This is a genomic window from Micromonospora sp. NPDC005324, assembly GCF_040607155.1.
Taxonomy (GTDB): Bacteria; Actinomycetota; Actinomycetes; order Mycobacteriales; family Micromonosporaceae; genus Micromonospora; species Micromonospora trifolii.
This window is the reverse complement of the sequence record NZ_JBEXGE010000020.1, coordinates 108,270-129,525: the sequence shown is the minus strand read 5'-3', so window position 1 is coordinate 129,525 and position 21,256 is coordinate 108,270. Positions and strand designations below refer to the sequence as shown.

Sequence of the window (21,256 nt, the reverse complement as noted above, 5' to 3'; positions counted from 1 at the left end):
GGATGAGACCCTCGACAAGTCACATCGTTCCAGAACAGAAGGCACTTTCGCGTCCCCGCGACCGCCGCCGCGCAGCCCTTAACGAAGGGCCGAGGTTAGATCGGGCGACCGGATTCTCTTATCAAGACAGACCTCAGCGGAGCTGAGCTTCGTCGCAGCTGATGAAGGACTCGCGGGCCGGGGTTGAGCTACTGAGCCGTGACCGTAGCGGACACAGCCTGTAGGCTCAGGGACTTGCGTGGGATGGGGCGATTGGAGTGCTGTGGAACCGCTCATTAAAGGTCTTTTCAAAGAATTCCGAAGTACTCACGAACTCCTCGCCATGTCTGAGTCGGATGCTTTCGAGTTGTTCATTGCGACGTTGCTGATCCGTGACGATGTCTTGGATCAAGTAGGCATGACCGATCTCTTGCTGGACCCGAGCACTATAGGCATCGACCTTGCGTTCCTTGAGGTAAACGGTGAGCTTGTCACGCAGCGAAGCGATGTAGCAACCGTTTGTGCGAACAAGAGCAGCCTTAGAGTTGTGCTTACTCTTATTCAGGTTAAGGCGTCGACAAATGTCAGTAGCGCCGAAATTCTGAACTTCGGCGATGCCGTTAAGAAAGTTCTTTCCAACCAAGTCCCCTCTCAGCATCCAAAGCTGGCAGCGGTTTCTGATGCCCTGTTTGCCATCTTCGATGACTATGCTGCGAAATTGGAGGGACGGCCCCGTGTAAATCTATCGTTCGTGAGCACCGCAAATGATGCGGCGTTAACGGACAGCAACGTGCTCGACCGGGCCGCAACCGTCTATAAAGAGGTTCAGGCACTTAGCTATGTTGGCGAACTGGCCTTCGATCTCCTTGGTGCAACACGAATCTACGAAGCGTCGAGAAAGAAGAATCAAGCCAGCCAGACGGACATCGTACTTACTAAATCTGTAACCCTGCCACCCATGCCCGGAATCAACCAAGCCATCCTCGGTGTCGTTTCGATCCGGGAGCTTCTCAAGCTCATTCAGAGCGAGGACGGGACGCTCAATGAGCGCGTCTTCTACGACAATGTAAGAGGCTTCAAGGGGGAGGAAAATGATGTAAATCAGCAAATCATCGAGACGCTTGGATCCCCCCAGCGCGCGCTGCTTCCCGTGCTCAACAATGGCGTGACCGTGGTGGCGCGCTCGTATACTCCCAAGCCGGGCGACGCCTATTCGCTAACTGGCTACCAAGTCGTAAATGGTTGCCAGACTAGCCATTGCATCTACTCTGCCCAAGAGTTGATCGGCGATGCTGCTGATTCGGTCTACGTGCCCATACGGCTTGTGGTGACGGACGATGAAGACGTGGCGGCCCGAATCATTCGAGCAACGAATTCACAAACCGCCGTCAATGACAGCGATTTGGTTGCGCTTACGAAGTTTCAGAAACGCCTCGAAGACTTCTACTTGCAAGACCAGTTGGGGACTGGTCTAACTTATGAGCGGCGCGCCGGTCAGTTTTACTACCACGACGTCACTCGTACGCGCGTTGTCACTATCAGTGAGCAAATGCGCGCCGTTGCCGCCGCGTTTCTTGACCTGCCCCATCTCGCAGCTCGATACCCACAACGTCTCTACGCAGAGGTTGGGGATTCGATCTTCGATGAAGATCACCGCCTTGCGCCGTACGTTGCCTCCGCTTTCGCCGCCTATCGACTCGAGACGGCTTTTCGCACGAACCTGGAAGCTGAATACAAGCCCATTCGCTATCATATCTTGATGGCGTACAAGTATGAGGTCCTAAAGGGACGGTCCGCGCGATTGAATGAGCGAGCTATTGACCAAAGAAGTCAAGAGATGGTCGACTCGCTGCGTCAGGCCGATTACGTGACCGCCTTCCGAAGGACGGCGCAGCAAATTGTAGACATAGCGGGCGGGTCGCTTCCCACCGCAGACCGGCTGAAACGCCCGCCCTTCACTCAAGAGTTGATTAGCCGGCTGCGCCGGGCCTGAGCCGCGAAGCGAGCAAGTTAGTTGATGGCCGGAGCGTCGGCAGATGCCGCCTGCCTCTGCTAACCAGAGACCGGACAGCATCTGCCGTGAGCCGTCTCAGTCCTCGTCGTCGTTGCCCTCAGCGGTCCGAGGCTTCGGCACCTCGATGAGATACCGCAGCACGCCGTTGATGTCGGTGTCTCGGCTGGCGGCAGTGCGCTCCAGCAGGTCGTACACGTCGGCATCAATCTCGATCGTGCGGGACGTAGTCGGCTGATCGCTCATGGTTGGTTCCTCCTAGCGGTGTTCCGCATGATGCCCGGTCGGACATTCGGATCCATTCACGCCGACCCCGGTCGAGCGATCAAGCCTGCCGGTGGCCCCGACTTGGGCAGGGACCGACGACTCCGCGTGAAGGTCTGTGCCCGATGAGCCGGCGCGGGACGTTAGACCGAGGTGGTGGGTCGGGAGCCGTTGACCCACCGCTCCTCGCGGCGAAGCGCGGCAAGGAGTGCAGAGACACCGCTGTTGCGAATGGAGTGGCCGTTGCGGCGTAGCCGCCGGGCGAGGGCGTCGCGGCTGACGGTGTGGCCTTCGCGGGTCAGTTCGGCGCGGGCGGCGCGGGCAGCGGGCAGCAGCGGCACCAAGTCTGGAGCGAGGTCTCGGTCAGCATCATCGAGGTCTTCCTCATTGTGCGGATCGGTGTCGCAGTCATGGTCGCCCTCGCTGTCGTCGGACCGGGAGTCGTCGGGATTCTCGTCGGGGTATGACGTACCGGCATCGATCTCGACGGTGGGGCCTACGGGCAGGGGACTTGGAACGGCCGGCACGGTGCCTCTGGTGCTTAGCGATGCCTCTGTCAGTGCCGGTGCCGGATGGGCGATCGTGTGTGGCGGGAGCGCTGCCTCGGTCGGTTCCGAGGGTGGTTGACGTTCGAGTTCTCGGCGGCGGGCGGCGAGTTCCACGAGGGATACCGAGGCGACGATGATCAGCCCGTCCACCGACAGAGGTAGGAGATAGGGCACGGTGCCGGTCTCGCCGTAGCGGGCGACGACACCGGTCATGTGGTGGTAACTGATCCAGGCGGCGATGGCGGCGATGGCCGAGGCAGCGACAACCCGGATAACGCCGAGTGCCCGCCGATGCACGGGTACACGTGTGACCAGCTCGACGGTGATCAGCAGGGCCAGAGGAGGCCATGCCGCGATGGCTTGGGAGATGGGGTTGGCTTGCGCGTGCAGGATGTTGGCGGTGACGGAGGCGGCCACGCCGAGGGCCAGCGTCGCCCGCACCGCCCACTGCATCCGCCGGAGCTGTGTTTCGGTCATGGTCGTGCTCCGCTGGCCGGGGCGGCGGGGTGGAGTTGGCGTTCGGCGATGCGGCGGGTGGCCTGAGACGGTTCGGCGTCGCCGAGGTCGGCGAGGCGTTCTTCCAATCGGCGTAGGGTGCGCCGCACTGCGTCGGGCCGTTGCTGTCGGCCGTGGATGCGCATGATCCGCTGGTACAGCTCCTCGTTGAACGGGTCGAGGTCCGCAGCGCGTTCGAGGGCGGCTATCGCCTGGTCGGGGTGGTCGGTTTCGAGGATCTCGGCGATGCGGGCGTAGGCGGTGAGGATGTGGTGGCGGTAGCTGGTGGCGTAGTCGGTGGCCCAGGTGTGGTCGTGGCCTTCGGCGAAGTCACCCGCGTACAACTCTGTCGCTCGGCGCAGGGTGGCCAGGGTGTCGGCCTCGTTGTCGGTGGTTGTGGCGCTGTGGATGGCGGTGAGCATCTGCCACAGGTCCACGGTGACGATCTCGGGGTCGAGTTGGTATCGGCCGGTGGCGGGGTCGTAGACGATGAACATCGGCTCGTCGTGGCCGGTCGCGGTGCGCAGGACTCGCCGGGCGGTGCCGATGTCGGTGCGGACGCGTTTGACGGCGGCGATCGGGTCGACGTCTGGGTGCAGGTCGGCGGCGAGTTGGTCGAGGGTGCGACCGGTGGGGTGGGCGGCGAGGACGGCGAGGACGGTGTAGGAGCCGCTGCGCATGCCGGTGGCGATGGGGCCGGCGTCGGTGGCGACGGTGACCGGGCCGAGTACCCGGAGCCGGACCAGGGTCGGCGCATCATCGGGCTGCATCGGGACCGGCTCGGTGGCCTCGGTGGGAACCGCGGTCGGCGGAGTCTCGGCGGGCGGGTCGTCGACGTCGGTGCCGGCCTCGGGTCGGGCCAGGGCTTCGGTGAGCATGGCGAGCACGGCGGCCAAGTCGTTCACGCCGAGGGTGGACCACCGGGCCACCGGGTGCGGGTTGCCGCCCGTGACGGTGCCCTCGCCGGTGATCTCGACAGTGGGCATGCCGTCGTGCTGGCCGAGAAGAACCGGGTGCAGGTCCAGGACTGTGCGGTGAGTGGCGACGGCCTGGACCCGCGCGGCGTGCCGGCTGGTGGCGTCGATGAGTAGCACGTATGGCGGTTGGGTCTCGGCGTGGTCCGTGCGGGCGTTGAGGTCGGTAATGGAGGCGGCGTCGAAGGTGTCCAACAGTCGTCGGCGGCCAATCATCTCCTCTTCGGCGTGGGTGACGGCGGCGGCGGTGTCGGCGAGGACGATCAGCCGTTCTCCGTCGTAGGCGGTGCCGTCGGGGTCCAAGCCCACCGTTGGGGCGCTCTCGGGCAGGAGCCGCGCGAGTAGCTCGGCGGTCGTGACCACTACGGGGCGGGCTGCGGCGGCCTTGACCGCGCCGGTGGTCAGGGCAGCGGCGAGGATGGCGCGGGCCGCCGGGATGGCTCCGTCGCCGTGCACGGCGAGGCCATTGCCGGGGAGGTGGAACAGGCTCACCTCGGCGGCGTCGGGGTCAACGCCGACCGGGGCCGGCACGCTCGGCCTGGAGGGCCGGTGCTCGGCGGTGTCGAGGTGGCGACCGCCGATGGCGTCGACCCGGGCCAGAGACGGCGGGATCGGGGCGGATAGCGGCGCGGCGGTGGCCGGTGCAGGGAACGTCAGTCGGGCGCGGCGTCGCCGTTGCAGGCGTAGCAGGGTGGCCAGGGCGGCGATGGCGACGGCCAGGCCGAGGGTGATCCAGCCCTGCGCCGGCAGTGCGACGCCGGCCTCGTCCTGCTGCTGGTCATACTCCGGTTCGGTCTCAGACGTGGGCGCCGTGGTGTCCGCCGAGCCGCTGTCAGCGCTCGGCTCGGCGGCGTCTGGCGTGGTTGGTGCCGGGGTGCTGGGGGCGGGGGTGGTGTTGGCCGGTGGTGCGGAGGGTGGGACGGTCTCGGTGGGCTTGGGTGTGGCGGCACCGGGGCTGCCGGAGGCGGGGCCGGGTGGGGTGGGTGGTGCTGTGGCCTGGCGGGCGGGCAGGGCGAGGACCCATCCGACGTGGATTTCAGCAGGGTCGGTGAGGGCGTAGCCGTTGGCCTGTTCGTGTCCCCGGTTGAGTTTGTAGATCTCCCGCCAGCGGTTCGGGTTGTCGAGGTGCGCGTCGGCGAGGTCCCACAAGGTGTCCCCAGCGACGACGCGGTGTGTACCGCCCGAGGCGTCGCGCGCCCACTCGGGGACGGCGGCACCGGCCCTCGGGGCGGTCAATGGGAGGGCGGTGCTGGTGGCGGCCGGAGCGGCGGCCTGTGCGCCGAGGGTCAATGTGGTCGTTGGCTCGTGGTGGTTGGTTGGCGGGTTGTGCAGCTGTCCGGGAGCGGCGGTGACGGCGGGACGGCGGGCGGCGGCGTCGGCGGCGGGCGTGCCCGGTGCGCCGGTGACGATGGGTGCGGCGTCGAGCACGATGGCTCCGGCAATCGCGCCGACGAGGACGGCGGCAGTCCAGCGGATCGGGCCGTGTCGCCGCGCCGGTCGGCGGGGTAGGCCACGTCGGGTGGCAGAGGCGGCGGCGGACGCGTCGATGATTTCGATGGTGGTGTCGCGCAGGAACTGCGCCCACAGGACCCAGCCGATCGTGGCGAGTAGCGCGAGGACCATGTGGTCTGACCATTGGCTCGTGATCGCGGCGGACAGGCCGGCCAGGCTCGGCACCTCCCCGACGCTCGGCCAGCCGATCCAGTCGAGGGGCCAGCCGGCGGCGACGATCAGCAGCCATGGCACCCCGGCGGTGAAGCCGGCCAGCACGGCGAGCGCGAGCAGGGCGCGCACGGTCCGGGCGATGACGGCGACGGCTCGGAACATGCTGGTCGTCTCCTCTCGGGTGGGTGGGGTCAGGTGTTGGGGCCGGTGACGCCCTGCACGGCGGTGGCGCTCGCGGAGGCGGATACGTCGAGCTGCCGCACGCCGACGAGTTGCAGGAGCTGGGTGCGGCTGGTGCGCCGCACCGTCACGGTGACCGTGGTCGTGGTCGCGGTGGCCTCGCCGTTGGCGCCGGCCGAGGCGAGCCAGGCCCGAGCGGCCGACGCGGCGCGGGCCGGGTCGAGTTCGGCGACGTTGGTGGTGCGGTACTGGTACAGGTCGAGTTCCTGTGCGCCGGCCCTGGCCGCCGCCTGGGCGATGTCGAGGGCGCGGGTCTTCTCCGTGAGGGCCATGCCGGCGTCGAGGACCAGCCCGGCGACGGCGAGTAGCGCGATGGTCATGAGCACGGCGAACGGTGTCACCTGGCCGGCGTCGTCTCCGGTGCGCTCGCGGAGCCGCCGCCAGCGGCCGGCTTTGGGTCGCCTCATGAGGGGCCGCCTCGGAAAACGTCGATCGGGGAGGTTGAGCTGGCTCGTACGACGCGAAATCCGGGCACGGCCAGCAGCGCGAGGTCAGACAAAGGAACAGCGCAGGCCAGGGTCACGGTGACCGCGCCGCCGGGACGCAGCCCTCCGGTGATCACACTGACCGTGATCTGTTGGCAGGTGACGGAGCGGGCGGCGAGGGTCTCCCGGGCGGTACGGTCGGCGGCGGCGCGGGCGGCGGCGTCGGTGCGCGCTAGGGAGGCGGCTCGGGCCGCGGCGCTGGCGGCGGCGTCGAGGTCCATCTGCGCGGAGACCAGCCGGCCGCACAGCACCACGAACAGCATCAGCGCCACCAGCAGCGGCGTCACGAGTGCCGCCTCGGCGGTACTTGAACCCCGGTCACCGTGCGCGGTGACCTGCCGCAGTCGACGGGTCAATCCGGCCCGTGCTCGCGCCCCGGTCACGGCGCGGCCTCGCTGTCGGGGACAAAACGCTCGGTGGGTCGAACCACTGTGGCCCGTACCGTCCATCGCACGCCCGGGACGACGGTGGCCGCCTCTCCAACGATCTCGGTCCGAACCTCGGTGGCGGTGCGCGTGACCGACACCGACGGGTTCTTGAGGACGCCGTCGCCGATCGCGGCGAGGGTCTGCTCGCCCGCGTTACGGCCGGTGGTGGCACTGGATTGGTAGCCGGCGGCGGCGTTGGCCGCGCGCGTCGCGGCGCTCTGGGCTACGTGGGTGGCGTGCATGAACACTCCGGCCTGGATGACGAACATGACGATGAGCAACAGCAGCGGCATCGCGATGGCCAGCTCGGCGGTCGCGGCTCCCGCGTCGGAACGCGCGGCGACGCGCCGCCAGCGGGCACGTAGCCGCCGGGCCGCACCGAGCGCTGGGGAGGGCGGACGCTCGGCGCGGCGTTCTCGGAGGGTCGTCGGCATGGGGCTTCAGCCGAGGTTGATGCTGTTGGCCTTGCCTGCGACCTTGACCGCGATGACACCGATGACCACGATCGCCAGGGTGACCAGCAGGGCGGTGACGAGGACGGCCTCGGTGGAGTAGCCGCCGTCCTTGGTGTCGCGCACGACCCGCCAGCGGTGCCGCAGCTCGGCGGCGAAATAGGTGATGAGAGCGGACATGGGATGTTCCTCCAATGCGGTTTCGGAGCCTCGGGTTCGCCGGGCTCGCGTCTACAGGCCGCCTAGTACGGCAGAGAGAGCCGGGTAGCCGAGGAAGATCAGGAACCCGGCGAACAGGGCGACGACGGGCAGCGCCATGCGTTCGGTGGCGGCGTTGGCCTCGCCTTCGGCGTCGGTGAGTTGCCGGGCGCGCAGCGCGATGGCGCGGGAGCGCAGGGACGCGCGGACCTTCGCGCCTTCGGTGCCGGCCAGGCCGACGGTGGCGGCGAGTTGTGGCAGTTCGGCGATGGCGACGCGGCGGCCGAGGGCGGCGAGGATGTCCCACGGTGGCACCCGGGCCAGCCGCGCCTCGGTCAGCGCGTAGCGCAGTTCGGTGTAGGCGGGGCCGGACCCGACTTTGGCGGCGTCGTCGAGGGCCTGGTCTACGCCGGCCCCGGAGGCGAGGCTGATCACCACCAGGTCCAGGAACGAGGACAGGGCGTCGCGGAACGCGGCCCTGTGCTTGACGGCCTCCGAGCGCACCGACAGTTCCGGGGCGAGGAACCCGGCCGCCCCAAGTAGCAGAGACAGGGCGGCGGGCATGACCGCGCCGACGCCTACTCCGGCGACGGCGAGCAGCGTCGCGGCGACGGGCGGCAGCAGCAGCCCGACCACCGTGGCGGTCGCCTGCTCGGCGAGGTGCACGTCGACGGGCTTGTCGACGGTGGCGAGGTCCCGGCGGGTGCTCGCCAGAGGCAGACCGGCGCGGCGCAGCCCTCGAACGGCCGGGCGGCCCCACCGTCCCGTCCATCCCTGCGGGCGGCCCTCGGCGGTGAGGTCGGCGGTGGGGTCGCGCCGGTGCGGGGCGTCGAGGGCCGCGTCCAGGCGGGGTGGGCGGGGGAACCAGCCCACGACGATCAGCCACAGGCCCAGGCCGGTGCCGAGCCCCGCCAGCAGCACCAGCCCCCCGGTCATGTCGGCACCGCCTCGGACTCGGCCGGCGCGGCGACCCCCGCCAAGATTCGGGCGGTGTCGCGGTCGCGCATCAGCCGACCAAGCCAGGCGAACGAAGCGGCGAAGCAGCCGCCAGCGGCCAGGAGGACCAGTTGACCGGCCGCTGTGTCGAACGGGGCGAGGTAGCCCCGGTTGAGCACGATCAGGAAGCCGGCCATGGCCAGGGTGGCACCGACGATGACCCGCGCGGAGGTGCGGTTGCGGTTGCGGGCGGCGGCAACGCGCTGCCGGGAGGCGACCTTCGCCCGCGCCGACGCCGCCAGCTCACCCAGCACGTCGCCGAGCTGCCCGCCGCTGCCCCGCGCGGCCATCACCAAGCCAGCGACCACGAGGTCGGCAGTCGGGTCGGCCAGCTCATCGGCGAACGCGCGCAGCGCGTCCGGGAGCCGCCAACTGCGTTGCAGGCGCGTCGCGAGCCGGGTCACCTCCTCGCGGATCGGTTCCGGGGACTCGATCGCACTGGCGGTGATCGCCTGCTCCAACCCGGCGGCGGCGGACAGGTTGTCTCGCAGTGCCTCGGTCCAGGTGGCGATGGCCTCGATCCGGGCCACCCGGCGGGCGTGATCGCGGTCCGGGCCGATGATGGCCGGCAGCACCCAGGCCCCGGCCCCTGCAAGGGCCGCCGCGACCGGCCAGCGCGTCACCACGGCGACGACCACACCGATTGCCAGGCACAGGGCTACCCGACGCCGGTCGACCGGCCCACGGGCCGAGGCGAGCCTCGACAGCCGCGACTCCGTATCGAGGGTCGCGTCGAGGTCGGCGGGCCCGGCATCCCGCCGCGTCAGGCCAACGGCCAGTAGTAGCAGCCCGAACGCGGTTCCGGCCCCCAGCAGGGCGGCAAGGGGCACCGTCAACACCATCACGCCCACCCCCCACCCGGGGCGGTGCGGGCGTCGTCGAGTAACCCCGGGTCGAACCCGAACCGAGCCAACGCCGACAGCAGCCCGGTCGACACGGGCGCGTGCGGGACCGCCCGACCAGCCTGGCCGGGGCGGAAGATCTCGTTGCTGGACACGGCCAGGCCGTCCGCGTCGACCACCTCCCGCACTGACGTCAGCACCCGGCCCCGGCCATCAGCGGTGAATCCCATGTGCACGACCAGGTGCACCGACTCGGCAACGAGGAGGTTCGTGGTGGCCGGTTCCAGGCGTTCCGGTGCCTGTGCGGCGTAGAGCATCAGCTTCTTCAGCGCCCCACCAGAGGAGGAGGCGTGGATGGTGCCCAACGACCCGTCGTTGCCCTGCGACATCGCGTTGAGCATCGGGATCACCTCGTGTCCCCGGATCTCCCCGACAATGACGCGGTCCGGTGACATCCGCAGACCGGAGCGGAACAGCATGCTCATGTCGATCGCGCCTTCACCCTCGACGTTGGCCTCCCGCGACTGCAACGGCACCACGTCCGGGTGCATCGCCTTGTCCACGTCGAGGGCCAGTTCGTAGGTGTCCTCGATCGTCACGATCCGCTCGTGGGAAGGGATCGCGGAGGCGAGGCCGCGCAGGAGGGTCGTCTTGCCCGCACCGACGCCTCCGGCGATGAGGATGTTCAACCTCGCCCGCACCGCGGCGGCCAACAACTCCCGCAGCACGGGGTTGACGGTGCCGAGCTGTTCCAGGTCGGCCAGGGTGACCTTCACGTAGCCGTGCCGGCGGATCGACAGCGCCGGACGCCTCGTGACCGACATGATCGCGTGCAGCCGGGACCCGTCGGCGAGCTGCAGGTTGAGAATCGGTGCGGCGCGATCCCAGCGGCGCTCTTCGGCACCTTCACCGCCGGTCTCGGCGCGGCCGGCGTCAGCGGCCAGACGGCGAATCAACTCCACCATCTCGCTGTCGGTGTCAGCGATCGGCGCGACCTGAACGCGGTTGCCGTCGGCGTAGCGGACGAACACCTGGTCACAACCGTTGGCGTGGACCTCCTCGATCCGATCGTCGTTGAGCAACGGCTGCAGCCCGCCCGCGCCGAGCAGCATGTCCGCCACCGCCCGACCCACCCGCGACTCGACGTCCGGGCGCAGCGGCGGGCGCCCGGCGTTCATCTCCGCCGTCGCGTACGCATCCAGCGCCTCGGTGACGAGTCGACGGGTCGTGCCGGCTCGCTCGTCGGCGGACATCGGCGTGCCCGTGGCCGTCTCGTGCGCTCGGGTGGCGCGGGTCAGCCGCTCGGCGACGTCCCGACGAACACGCCGCACCACAGGGGTCTCGCTGGCCTCCCGGAGAGCCGAATCTTGCAGCACGGGGCGGGTCATGATGCCTCCTCCACGTCTTCATCAGCTAGTCGCGGAGTTACGGCGGGCAGGTACGGCATGAGGTCGTCCCACAGTTGGGCGTAGGCGGTCATCAGAGGAAGCCGTCTCCACCACCGCCCGGGAATGAGGTCCCCGCCGAGGACCGCCGCCGCACGCGGGTCGTCGGGCAGCGGACCGAGCACATCGACCACATGCCGGTCACGCGCCAGCTCCTGCTCGACGTGAGCCGACAGAACATCCGCCACCTCGGCCGCTGGGTACACGCCGCCCGCGCCGAGCAGCACCACCAGCCGGCCCGCGCCCGCGTCCACCAGGTCGCCCAGGTGCTCCCGCAGATGAGCCACGTCGGCGGCGGTCGCCCGCGCCAGCACCAGCACCACATCAGCCAGGCGCAACAGCGGCCACACCGGCGACCCCGGCCCCAACCGGCCGCAGTCGGCCACCACCACCCGATCCGGGGCGGTCAGCACCGCCCGTCCACCGCCGGTCAGCTCCGGCAACGCGGCCCGCGTCTGCGCCCCACCCGCCGGGGCGGCCACCACCGGCACCGTCACCTCCCGCACCGTCACCGGCTGCGTCACCGCCGCGAACACCTCACGCGGGTCCGCCGTGCCCCGCGCGGCGGCGGCCAGGTCCACCACACTCGGCACCGCCGCCAACTCGTGCCGGCGCACCAAATCCCCGCCCGCCGGATCGCACTCGATGACCACCGGCCGCGCCCACTCCGGCGCGACCGCGGCCAGACCGAGCGCCGTCGTCGTCGCACCCGGACGACCCTTCACGTAGGTCACCGCCACCAGAGGCATGTCAGCTCCCCTGCGGCGCGGTCTGCATCAGCACCACACCACCGGACGGAGCCGCCGCCAACAGCGGACCATCAGATGCGGGCAGCAGCAGCGTGACCACGGTCGCGCCCTGGCCGTCACCGGCGAGGTCGACCCCCAGCACCACCGCTGACAGTCGGGCCGGCGTGGACCCGCCCGCCGCCGAGCTGGCCGCCGGAGCCGGCCCGCCATCCTCAGCCTTGGAGGTGACGTACACCGTCACCCGCGCCCCGGCCGCGAGCCCTTGCGGGTACTGGCCCGGCTTCAACGCCACCGAAGCCGTCACCTGACCGCCCGGCGGAAACGCGGCATCCCCGAGCAGCTCCGGCGTCAGCAGAGTGCCGGCCACCAACGGCACCACCGCCGTGCGACCCACCACCTCCGACGCCTGCGCCGCCGGCACCAGCCGCACCCCCGCATCGCGAGCCGCCGACACCTGCTTCAAGTCCACCGCCGTGATCGCCTGCCCGACCGCCACCGACCGCGCCACCGCGAGCACCTGCACCCGGTCCCCGAGCTGCGCCGCCCCGTACGCGTACGCCAGCACGCACACAATGACCAGCAGCCCACCGAGCGCCACGAACGGCATCCGGCGACGCCGCCGAGCCGCCCGCCACGGCCCCCGCCCCGCACGTGAAACGGCAGGCATCGAACGATCTTCCAGGCCCGATTTTGGGCGCACGGAATCCAGCGCCATAGCTTGTCCTCCTCGAAAGCGGCGCCTCAGCGAAGCTGTCTGCTTGCCCTTAGTTGGTGACCGTCTGGGACTCCTGGACCCGGGTCTGCACCTGCCCGGTCGTGGTCAGCCCTGGCACCGTGCCGGACTGCCCGGCTCCAGCCCAGGTCACCTCCCACGTGACCGTGACCGTCACCCCGTAGCTGCCTCCCGGTGCTCCCGCCGACGACCGCCGATAGACGTGGCCGCAGTCAGGCGATGCCTTCACCGGATCCGTTCCTGACGTCCAAACCGTTCCCGGGCCGGCACACGTCACCGTCATCCCGTCGCCCATCGACCAGCTCACCTGCACCGGGCGCGCCGTCGCCGTCACGCTGACCCCAGGAACCGAGGCCGTCGCCGACACCGACCGCCACGACTGCCGATCGAGCGCCAGCCACACCGGCAGGTTCACGAGCTGATCACCCGGCGGGTTCATCCGAACCACGACACTCGGCAGGTCCAGGCGCGCCCGCGCCTGCCGGGCCAACACCGCCGGAGACACCACCGGCGCAGCACCCGCAATCCACACCACACCACCGAACGAGGCAGGGGGGCCGTAGCAGGTCCGCATGTACCAGCCGCCCTCACCCGCCGGCTCACCCCCGAGGGCAGCGATCGTCGAAGGCGACGGATCAGCCGGCGCGTAGTAGCAACCGTCCGCCCCCGCGTAGGCCCCATCCCGCACGCATGGGATCTTCTGACCCGCCGGGTTGCGGCACTTGCCGTCTCCGCCGTTGCCCCCACCATCACCACCGCCCGGCTTACCCGGCTGACCCGGAATCCCGGCGTTCACGTCACACGCCGGACGAGGATCGTCCTTGCTGCACTGCACACCTCCCGTCCCATCATCAGCAGACGCTGGCACCGGCAGCAGCACCCCGCCGAGCAGCCAACAGACCACGATCAGGCTGAGGATCTGTGGCCAGCGTGAAGCTGACTCAGAAGTACGCCGGCCTAGCATGTCCCCGACTCCTCCAAGATGAACGAACTGACTTTCCACGAGCCACCGGAGACCTTGACCGTCGCCGTGGTGCGGTGCTTGCCGCCAGGCTTGTCGTCCCAGAGCCCGCCCGAGACCTTGTACTCAAGCCACTGAGTCGAATCGACGCAGTCGAGCACCACTGCCTCCGTCGGAGCCTGCTCCGGCTTGACCTGAGTGACCTTGGGGCTGAGAGCCAGGGAACCCTTGGTGACCTTCTTCTGTTCACGGTTCGTGTAGAGCGAACTGACGATCAGCCTCAACGCCTGATCCGAGGCGTAGCGGCGCACGTCGGGAGCATCAGGGTCCGACACCTTGGCCGCCTCAACGAACGCGTCCCACATGCCCCGATACGCGGTGAGCGCTTCCTTCTCGGCCACAGCGCTCGGTCCGAGGCTCATGGTGGTCGCCGGGGCAATCGGCTGCGTCGTCGGCGATGACCTGTCGGGCTCACCAGAGCTGCAAGCGGTGCTGAGCAGCACCGACCCACTGACGAGACAAGCCATGAGCTGACGGGTTAACACCTGCCACTACCTCCCCGAACTTGGCGGACAGCCCATGTTTGGCCACAGGCTTTGCGAGGCTAGACGCGGACGATGGCTCACCGACTGCGTCAAGGTCACCACTCGTGTGTACACCTTCACCCCATGGTGATGTCCACGTGCGTACCTGCGAGCACGCGCGTGAAGTCGGCCCGAACTCACGCGCTGCGGAGTACGTTCCTCGGGACAACTGCGACTCACATACAAGTGCAAATGCCTCGTTCAATGTCGCGCACCCGACAGATCCGCTAGCTCCGATAGCGGCTACGCTCCGAGAAATTGTGGTCGCGAGAAGGGCGGACCGAGATGGGCGGCCACGAACGCACGGAGCAGACGCTCGCCCTCTTGGGGCGTCAGAGCACGTATGAGGTGCTGTCCACCATGGATGCCACGGGCGGCACGGCAACCTTCGCGCAGATCGCTAGCGAGACCCCTTATCCAACCGCGATCCTGCGAGCGATGGCCGCTCACGGCTTCGTGGTCAGCCTTCACGGCGGCACGTTGGACAGCGAACCCCGCGCCGAAACCCCCTTCAGCCTGACCGCGAAGGGGCAAGCGATCATGGGCCACCTGTTGCGCTTGCATCTCTGGATGGCCTCGCGCACCTCATCGGCACCGGCCGCGGGCATCTCCCTCAAAAACGCGCATACAGAGGACGCCTGAATCGCGACGATTGCTACCGAGAGCACCATTCGGGAGTATGTGCTCCATCGTAGATGCTGCCAACCCTGGCTAGATCTCTCGCTGAGGGTGGCCCTACCTGCATAGACTGTGCCCTTCGTGCAGCGCTCTCGGATTCGGGGGGAGGTGAGTAGCGCTGATGGAGGAAGTACAGGAGCTTCTGAACCTTCTGGCCAAGCGGAAGCTCTCCGTGGCGATCCTGACAGCTCTCCACGACGGGCCACTTCGCTACACCACGCTTCAACACGTGGTGTCGCGAGTCAAGGACGAGCCCGTGCACTCACGCACGCTGACCGACACCCTGAACTACCTCAGTGCCCAACAACTCGTCGAGCACCAGTACCACGGCGCGGACTACAGGCTCACCGCCGGAGGCCAAGAACTTGTCGATCTCCTTACCGAGATCAGACGGTGGGAACGGCAGCACCGCGTCAGCGGCGACCAGTAGCCGGGCCAGGTGAACAGCCTCGCGACCGCCGGCCTCGGCATCTCAGGCGCCATCGTTGGAGTGCCGCTGGCGGCTGTTGCCTACGGCGTGCAAGCCTCCGGACCGGTCCGGATACCCGAACGTTGGTGGCTTGGCGGCGCGGCACGTCCCAGGGTCGTCATCGCCACCGCCGTCTGCACGGGGGTTGCAGCCGCGATCGTTGGTGCCGTGATGCCGCCGACCGTCGGCCTTGTTTCCTATGCGATCTTCGCTGTCCTCGGCGTCGGGCTGGCAATCATCGACGTTCGTTGCCGAAGACTGCCCCATTGCCTCACCGGGGCGCTGTGGACCTCGTCTGGCTTGTATTTCGCCGTCGCGGCCCTCTCCAACGGCGAAATCGGACCCCTCGGGCGAGCGACCGCCGCAGGCATCGTCACAGTCACCGGCATGCTCGTTATCGCCCTGTCCCTGCCAGGTCAGCTAGGGCTGGGAGATGTTGCGTTCGCGGGAGCAATCACCTTCAACCTTGGCTGGTTGAGTTGGTCAGCCGCGGGGCTCGGCCTCTTTACCGGACTGATCCTTCACGGCGTTTTTGCTACCACACTAAAGCATTGGAGTGCCGGCTATGCCCTCACTCCAATGGGACCATCCCTTATGGTTGGATGGCTCTTAACGGTCGCGCTCGGATGGCACGCCTTCGTGCTGACCGTCTAATCTCCTCAGCTGTTCCGCGAACGTCTCTACATCACGGACCGGAGATCAGCCATTGCGCGTCGAATGACTTCTTGAGCTTCGACCCCAATCACGGATTCACTGAGCAGGTGATCCATCACCGCCGAGTACGCTGCTGCTTCTTCGTGATGAAACATGTACTCGCCGATGAAGGTCTCGACTATGGCAAGTTGAGGGCCAAGCAGAAGGAACGAGTTCTGAGGTGCGATCGAGAGTTGGCGTCCGAACGGCAGGATGCCCAGCGTGACATGTTGCAGGTCAGCTAGGTGGATGAGCCTGTCTAGCTGCGCAAGCATGTCTAGCGGAGGGCACAGTAGAAGTCGCAGCGCGGCTTCTGAAATCACAAACTCGAGAGTTTTCGACGTGTCATAGAGGGCCTGTTGCCGAGACATGCGGCGAGCTGTTGCGGAATCCACGTCGCCGGGGTCGGCACCGTGAAGTCGCACGCCTTCCTCGATTCGACTTCGAGCGTATCCAGGTGTCTGTAGTAAACCTGGAATGTAGATGATCTCCGCGTTGCGAACGAGTTTCGCCCTGCTGACCAGTTGGTCGTAGTTCTGCTGGATCGCGGTCTGGCCGAGCCGGACTTGCTGCTTCCATTCCTGGTGCAGGCCCTGAGCCTCGGCGAGAAGCGTCCTCATCGTGGCGCTCGTGACGTCAGACGCATGGCAGACAGTTAGCCAGCCATCCAAGTCATCGTCGGTGGGCATCTGTTTGCCGGTCTCGATTTTTGAGACCTTGGATTGTGCCCAGCCCAACTGGCGCGCCATTTGGGCGCCCGTGAGGCCGGCGTTGCGACGAAGCCCACGTAGATGTCCGGCCAATCCACCGGGCCGTCGGAGCCAATCCTCAATCGAGTCCACTGTCAGGAACTTTTCTTCGATGCCGGGGATGCCTCGCCCGGATTAGCCGATGTGGGACCCGGAACTACTGTTCTGTAGGGCGAGACGCCACCAGTGATTGTGCTGGTTCACGACCGTTGGATCTGTGAATATTTCACCCCCAAGCGGTTCGCCTCGATCGCTGAACCGCATCACGGCTAGTCGTTGTGAGTCAAAGAGCCACCAGTCGTCCTTTATTGGCAGGTCGATGCTCTCTGCTTTACTTCTGGGTATGTAGCGGATGACCTCGCCAGCGGCCGAGTTGAACTGGCCACTCCAGATCTCCCACCGTTGATAGTCAGTCGGAGGTTCGTTGAGGACGCGGACTCGTTCGACCTTCCGCCCTTGGGACGTCACAGACCGAATTTGATTTAGCCATGCAGCATAGAACTCAAATTCGGTAACGGGGCGCGGCTCACCGGCGAGGAACTCGTCTATCGACTGCTGTTCCTCTGCTACCTGGTAGACAGGTTGCACCTCAAGCCTGAATGCCGTTGAGGTGAAGTAGCGGAACAAGTGATTGAAGTCGTCGCCGGTGAGCTGCTCGGGCATGGTCAGGATTCCCGCGCCACGATGCCTGCGATAACATCGGCAGGGACCTCGATGGCCGTTTCGTTCTCGCCGAGATCGCGGAGGTTGGCGCGCGTCGCCTCGTCCAGCTGCCAGCCCTGGACTACATAGTTTCCGTTCTCGGCGCGGTACAACGCGGGGCAGTTGCCTGTACCGCTTTCGCTCCACTTGCGTATGAACTCGAGTTGCATGTCGTCGCACCTCTCCCTCACCGCGCCGCTCCCGTCGTAGCGCGTGCGCAGGAGAATGCTCGCATACCCCCGAATTATTCGCAATATTCGACTGTTCTGGCAGGTTGGTGTGTGCCGGTGCAGCCAGGCTGGGCTCGCTGGCACTACGCGGGGGAATAGTTCCTTGACCTTAAGCGGCCGAGGTCAGGCCAGCCTGATGCGTGCTCACCGATGCCCTGGGACACTAGCCACGAACTCAAGCCACGTCTTGCTGTCGAAGACCAACGCAGGGCCTGCGGGATCCTTCGAGTCCCGGACGGCGACGCAAGGGCCAAGGTTGGTCGCAACCTCGACACAGCCTCCGTTGTCTTGGGAACGCCTGCTCTTGCGCCACCGAGCGCCGGACAGATCGGGTTTCAACGTTCACTCCTCGCGAAATCCTCGTACTGATGGGCCACGGCCTCGATTAGCCGGGCGGACTCTTGCTTGCTGAGAGCGGAGGCGGTCATGTGGTTGTACGCAAGGTTGCAGCGATCCAGGTCGTCGCCCTTCTCTAAGTAGAGGTTGCCCGCCTGGCACTCTACGTAGACCACTGGGCTGTGCAGGCGATCGTCGAAATCAAAGATAGTCATCGCGCCGCGAGTGCCCGGGTACCCCCCGTTCTTGAACGGCACCACCTGCACCGTGATCCACTGAGGCATGGTCAGCAGGTGTTTGAGCTGGGCCGTCATCACTTGAGAACCGCCGACCTCACGGCGCAGGACACTCTCGTCCAGGATTGCCCATATCTCTGGAGGGTCATCGCCGAGCAGCTTTTCCTGCCGCTCCATGCGGATCCGCACCTGTCGCTCACGCTGGCCGTCGTCCGCGATCAGGGCGACGGTGCCGGCGATGGCGCGGGCATACTCCTCGGTCTGCAGGAGACCGTGGATGACCATTGGCTCATAGGCCCTGATTCTGGTCGCTGCACTCTCGATGCCAAGGAAGGTCGCGAAGGGGGCAGGCACCGCCCCAAATTTTGACCACCATCCACGTTGTTTCCCGAGCTTTTGCAGCGCATATAGCTCGGTGCGGAGCTGATCGTCCGCCGCATCGTAGGTAGTGAGCATCAACTCCAGCTCGGCTCGTACGACGCCGACCTCGCCGGCCTCGATCTTCTGAATCTTGCTCACAGAGCAACCAAGGCGGTCTGCGATCTGACTCTGGGATACGCGCGCCCCCTCGCGAAGAGCGCTGAGTTGCTCGCCGAGCTGCCACCTCGGGATGGTCGGGCCGATTGGCCTGGGCATGGGGCTCCTCCTTGGGGCCAGCAGCATCGCGGACGTTCAGTGCTCCTGACCCAGCGCGACACCACAGCTCGGCTCATGGAGCGTACATCCCCTGGGCAGCGATCCGGGGACGCAAAGTTACATCAGAAGATTGACATCCCTAGTGCAGAATGCCACGCTGCATGTGGAGAATATATTCTCGACATGAGGCCAGCGATGACCAGTTGCCTGGTCAGGAGGGAGCTGGGGATGAAGGTCCTACGGGGAGACTGCAGTTCGCACGTGACAGGCAAGGTGCCGCCTCGTGGCTGACTTGAGACTGTCGCTGGCGGTCACCCTCGCCGCGCATGAGCGGGCCGCGGATCACTTCTGGTCGTTCATGGAGGATCGCGGCGTGCGCGTAATTCCGCACGGGATCGCACCGGTGATCTTCTCGACGCTTGGGCAGCTGATCGGGACTCGGAGTGATCCTGCCGGCCGGCGTGCTGCTGTGGCCGTGTTGGGTCGGATGTACCGGCGTTTCGAGCTTCAGCCGTATCACGCTACGGCCATTGCGGCTGCGTTGATCGATACCATGCGGCGGTTCGCGGGCGATGGCTGGGAGCCCGAGCTGGCGAGTGATTGGGAGCGGGGTTGCCGTCGGGCGCTTCGGCTCGCGGAGCGAGCGGCGGGGGCGCTGGGCGATGGTCCGCAGGTGACGCTGGGCGAGGTGGAGACGTGCGAGGCGGTCTCTGACGGTGTAGCGGTGTTGACTGTCCGGCCGATGCGGCGGCTGAGGTATATGCCTGGTCAGGCGATGCCGGTGTGTACGCCTCGACTGCCCGGGTTGTGGAGGTGGTATTCGCCGGCCAACGCTCCGCGCCCGGATGGGCGGGTGGAGTTTCACGTCCGTGCCGTCGTTGGAGGTGTGGTCTCACCCGTGCTGGTCGATCGGGTAGCACCTGGGGATCTGTTGTGGTTGGGGCCGGCGTGCGATGTGGGGCTGTCGTTGGAGGCCGCCGGTGGCGCCGACTTGCTGTTGGCGGCTGGGGGCACGGGGCTTGCGCCGCTGCGGGCTCTGGTCGAACAAGTCGCCGCGTCGCCAAGCGGCCGTCGGGTGACGTTGGTTGTGGGGGCGCGGACCCTGCTCGACCTTTACGATGCGGTCGCGTTAGACAAGCTTGAGCAGGCACATGGTGACTGGCTCACGGTTGTGCCGGCTCTCTCCGATGACCGTGATGTTGAGCCAGCCGCGCAGGGCGACCTGCTCAGCATGGCCCTGTATCTCCATAAGCCGGGGCAGGCGTTCTATGTCTGCGGCCCGCCGCAATTGATCGAGGCGGCGCGGAAGAGACTGCCTTCCGCAGGGGTGTCCGTGGACAGCCTGCACCTCGCCGCGACCTTTCAACGCGCACTCGATTCGGCGCTTTGGGGGTCTCGCCGCCGCTCGCCAGACACTGCCTCCCTGGCGTCCGCGTTGGGGACGGCCGGTGACGGTAGCGGGCTCGGCCTCGCCGTTGGGGATGCGCGATGAGGCTGATGGAGACGGCGGTCCGTTGTGCGACCGACGAGGACGTTGACGCCTTGTCCTCGGTCGTCGCTGACGCGCTGATGGCTCAGCCGTTGGGTGTCTGGCTGGTGCCAGATGTGGCCAAGCGTCCGGTGGTGGTGCGCCGCTACGCGCGGCTCGTGTTGATGCAAGGGATCGAGCATGGCCGAGTCGACATGACCGACGACGGCGCGGCGGTGGCGGTGTGGTACTCGCGGTTGGAGCCATACCCGCCGGCTGCGCCTTGGATGTATGACCTGCACCGGCTCCTCGGCCCGCACGCGGCCCGGTTCGCCCTGCTACACGCATACGTCGATGGGCTGCGTCCACACCGCCCGCACCACCAGCTCGCTCACGTCGCGGTCCGTTCTGGGCATGAGGACGCCGCACGGGCGTTGCTGGCCACCCACCATCGGACCCTGGACCTCGCGGGGCTGCCGTCGTGTGCGGAGTACAGCAGCGACCGGCCCCGAGACGGACTGCTCGCGCGAGTCGGTTATCAACCGCGCTCGCCGGCCCTGCTCCCGTCAGGAGGCCCCGCTCTGTGGCGGATGTGGCGCCCTCAACCCGACGACGTGCAGCCCTGCGGACGAGCTGGCGGTCGGCTGCCGCCACGAGTCCGCCTTGACCGCACCGCGGTTCCTTTCCTCGGCCGCGTCCTCCCGGCAGCAAAGCCGCGTTCTCCCTGACCACCCATTGAGGCACCGATTCATTACCTGCTGGCGGCCACGTTTCTGCCGGCGGGCCACTCCATCACGCCCAGATTCCGAAGGAAGGCACCCTCATGCTGACCCGAGCCACTCAGGCCACCACCGCACTCCGACCACGAAGTCCCGCCTTGTGGCGGTGGGTGACAGCAGGAATTGCCACTGCCTGCACCGGCACCGGCCTCTCGCTCGCGGACGACGTGACGTCGACGGAGTATGCGTGGGGGTATGCGATCCGGCGCGAGTGGCCAGATGGGACGCATG

Annotated in this window: 24 protein-coding genes; 5 read left to right on the top strand and 19 right to left on the bottom strand. The window is 67.3% G+C overall.

The genetic code is table 11. The features are described from left to right. Window positions 1–262 precede the first annotated feature (262 nt). On the top strand, window positions 263–1,972 hold the full coding sequence (locus tag ABZS40_RS21600; RefSeq protein WP_354945095.1) for an AIPR family protein: 1,710 nt from the start codon (window positions 263–265) through the stop codon (window positions 1,970–1,972). 96 nt (window positions 1,973–2,068) lie between these two features. Here ABZS40_RS21600 and ABZS40_RS21595 read toward each other — a convergent pair whose 3' ends face one another. The 14 genes from ABZS40_RS21595 to ABZS40_RS21530 form a co-directional block, all read right to left on the bottom strand. Further along, window positions 2,069–2,236 carry a hypothetical protein gene (locus ABZS40_RS21595; protein ID WP_354945094.1) on the bottom strand — a complete coding sequence of 56 codons (168 nt, stop codon included), beginning with the start codon at window positions 2,234–2,236 and terminating at the stop codon, window positions 2,069–2,071. Window positions 2,237–2,397: 161 nt separating this feature from the next. Continuing rightward, window positions 2,398–3,279 carry a DUF2637 domain-containing protein gene (locus ABZS40_RS21590; RefSeq protein WP_354945093.1) on the bottom strand — a complete coding sequence of 294 codons (882 nt, stop codon included), beginning with the start codon at window positions 3,277–3,279 and terminating at the stop codon, window positions 2,398–2,400. Continuing rightward, complete coding sequence (locus ABZS40_RS21585) at window positions 3,276–6,098, bottom strand: BTAD domain-containing putative transcriptional regulator (RefSeq protein WP_354945092.1); 2,823 nt, start codon at window positions 6,096–6,098, stop codon at window positions 3,276–3,278. The genes ABZS40_RS21590 and ABZS40_RS21585 overlap by 4 nt, the downstream gene beginning before the upstream one ends. Before the next feature lie 29 nt (window positions 6,099–6,127). Then, a complete protein-coding gene (locus tag ABZS40_RS21580; RefSeq protein ID WP_354945091.1) occupies window positions 6,128–6,583 on the bottom strand; it encodes a pilus assembly protein TadG-related protein in 456 nt (151 codons plus the stop codon). Beyond that, window positions 6,580–7,044 carry a TadE/TadG family type IV pilus assembly protein gene (locus ABZS40_RS21575; RefSeq protein WP_354945090.1) on the bottom strand — a complete coding sequence of 155 codons (465 nt, stop codon included), beginning with the start codon at window positions 7,042–7,044 and terminating at the stop codon, window positions 6,580–6,582. The genes ABZS40_RS21580 and ABZS40_RS21575 overlap by 4 nt, the downstream gene beginning before the upstream one ends. Beyond that, window positions 7,041–7,523, bottom strand: coding sequence for a TadE family protein (locus tag ABZS40_RS21570; RefSeq protein ID WP_354945089.1), 483 nt, complete (start codon window positions 7,521–7,523; stop codon window positions 7,041–7,043). Before ABZS40_RS21570 ends, ABZS40_RS21575 begins: the two co-directional genes overlap by 4 nt. Window positions 7,524–7,529: 6 nt before the next feature. Next, on the bottom strand, window positions 7,530–7,721 hold the full coding sequence (locus ABZS40_RS21565) for a hypothetical protein (RefSeq protein WP_354945087.1): 192 nt from the start codon (window positions 7,719–7,721) through the stop codon (window positions 7,530–7,532). A 51-nt stretch (window positions 7,722–7,772) separates the two neighbouring features. Continuing rightward, window positions 7,773–8,675 (bottom strand): type II secretion system F family protein, encoded by a 903-nt coding sequence (locus tag ABZS40_RS21560; protein ID WP_354945086.1) that lies wholly within the window; start codon window positions 8,673–8,675, stop codon window positions 7,773–7,775. Continuing rightward, entirely contained in the window at window positions 8,672–9,586 is a 915-nt protein-coding gene (locus tag ABZS40_RS21555; RefSeq protein WP_354945084.1) for a type II secretion system F family protein, read from the bottom strand. The genes ABZS40_RS21560 and ABZS40_RS21555 overlap by 4 nt, the downstream gene beginning before the upstream one ends. Beyond that, on the bottom strand, window positions 9,577–10,965 hold the full coding sequence (locus tag ABZS40_RS21550) for an ATPase, T2SS/T4P/T4SS family (RefSeq protein WP_354945083.1): 1,389 nt from the start codon (window positions 10,963–10,965) through the stop codon (window positions 9,577–9,579). The genes ABZS40_RS21555 and ABZS40_RS21550 overlap by 10 nt, the downstream gene beginning before the upstream one ends. Next, window positions 10,962–11,771 (bottom strand): hypothetical protein, encoded by an 810-nt coding sequence (locus ABZS40_RS21545; protein ID WP_354945082.1) that lies wholly within the window; start codon window positions 11,769–11,771, stop codon window positions 10,962–10,964. Before ABZS40_RS21545 ends, ABZS40_RS21550 begins: the two co-directional genes overlap by 4 nt. Before the next feature lies 1 nt (window position 11,772). Continuing rightward, on the bottom strand, window positions 11,773–12,378 hold the full coding sequence (locus tag ABZS40_RS21540) for an SAF domain-containing protein (protein WP_354945102.1): 606 nt from the start codon (window positions 12,376–12,378) through the stop codon (window positions 11,773–11,775). A gap of 157 nt (window positions 12,379–12,535) precedes the next feature. Next, window positions 12,536–13,468, bottom strand: a complete 933-nt coding sequence (locus tag ABZS40_RS21535; protein ID WP_354945080.1) for a hypothetical protein — start codon at window positions 13,466–13,468, stop codon at window positions 12,536–12,538. Then, window positions 13,462–13,968 carry a hypothetical protein gene (locus ABZS40_RS21530; protein WP_354945079.1) on the bottom strand — a complete coding sequence of 169 codons (507 nt, stop codon included), beginning with the start codon at window positions 13,966–13,968 and terminating at the stop codon, window positions 13,462–13,464. Before ABZS40_RS21530 ends, ABZS40_RS21535 begins: the two co-directional genes overlap by 7 nt. Before the next feature lie 366 nt (window positions 13,969–14,334). Between ABZS40_RS21530 and ABZS40_RS21525 the strand changes: the two genes are divergently transcribed. The 3 genes from ABZS40_RS21525 (at window position 14,335) to ABZS40_RS21515 (ending at window position 15,850) form a co-directional block, all read left to right on the top strand. Next, complete coding sequence (locus ABZS40_RS21525) at window positions 14,335–14,691, top strand: hypothetical protein (RefSeq protein WP_354945078.1); 357 nt, start codon at window positions 14,335–14,337, stop codon at window positions 14,689–14,691. 157 nt (window positions 14,692–14,848) lie between these two features. Next, on the top strand, window positions 14,849–15,157 hold the full coding sequence (locus ABZS40_RS21520; protein WP_354945077.1) for a winged helix-turn-helix transcriptional regulator: 309 nt from the start codon (window positions 14,849–14,851) through the stop codon (window positions 15,155–15,157). Between the two features lie 9 nt (window positions 15,158–15,166). Beyond that, window positions 15,167–15,850, top strand: coding sequence for a prepilin peptidase (locus tag ABZS40_RS21515; RefSeq protein WP_354945075.1), 684 nt, complete (start codon window positions 15,167–15,169; stop codon window positions 15,848–15,850). 26 nt (window positions 15,851–15,876) lie between these two features. Here the strand turns inward: ABZS40_RS21515 and ABZS40_RS21510 are convergent, their stop codons facing one another. The 5 genes from ABZS40_RS21510 to ABZS40_RS21490 form a co-directional block, all read right to left on the bottom strand. Next, window positions 15,877–16,731, bottom strand: a complete 855-nt coding sequence (locus ABZS40_RS21510; protein ID WP_354945074.1) for a helix-turn-helix transcriptional regulator — start codon at window positions 16,729–16,731, stop codon at window positions 15,877–15,879. A gap of 42 nt (window positions 16,732–16,773) precedes the next feature. After that, complete coding sequence (locus tag ABZS40_RS21505; RefSeq protein ID WP_354945073.1) at window positions 16,774–17,301, bottom strand: DUF6879 family protein; 528 nt, start codon at window positions 17,299–17,301, stop codon at window positions 16,774–16,776. Window positions 17,302–17,303: 2 nt separating this feature from the next. Further along, a complete protein-coding gene (locus ABZS40_RS21500; protein ID WP_354945072.1) occupies window positions 17,304–17,510 on the bottom strand; it encodes a hypothetical protein in 207 nt (68 codons plus the stop codon). A 204-nt stretch (window positions 17,511–17,714) separates the two neighbouring features. Next, window positions 17,715–17,909 carry a DUF397 domain-containing protein gene (locus tag ABZS40_RS21495; RefSeq protein ID WP_354945071.1) on the bottom strand — a complete coding sequence of 65 codons (195 nt, stop codon included), beginning with the start codon at window positions 17,907–17,909 and terminating at the stop codon, window positions 17,715–17,717. Continuing rightward, complete coding sequence (locus ABZS40_RS21490) at window positions 17,906–18,778, bottom strand: helix-turn-helix transcriptional regulator (RefSeq protein WP_354945070.1); 873 nt, start codon at window positions 18,776–18,778, stop codon at window positions 17,906–17,908. The genes ABZS40_RS21495 and ABZS40_RS21490 overlap by 4 nt, the downstream gene beginning before the upstream one ends. Before the next feature lie 283 nt (window positions 18,779–19,061). Between ABZS40_RS21490 and ABZS40_RS21485 the strand changes: the two genes are divergently transcribed. Further along, window positions 19,062–20,270, top strand: coding sequence for an FAD-binding oxidoreductase (locus ABZS40_RS21485; RefSeq protein ID WP_354945069.1), 1,209 nt, complete (start codon window positions 19,062–19,064; stop codon window positions 20,268–20,270). Window positions 20,271–21,256 lie beyond the last annotated feature (986 nt).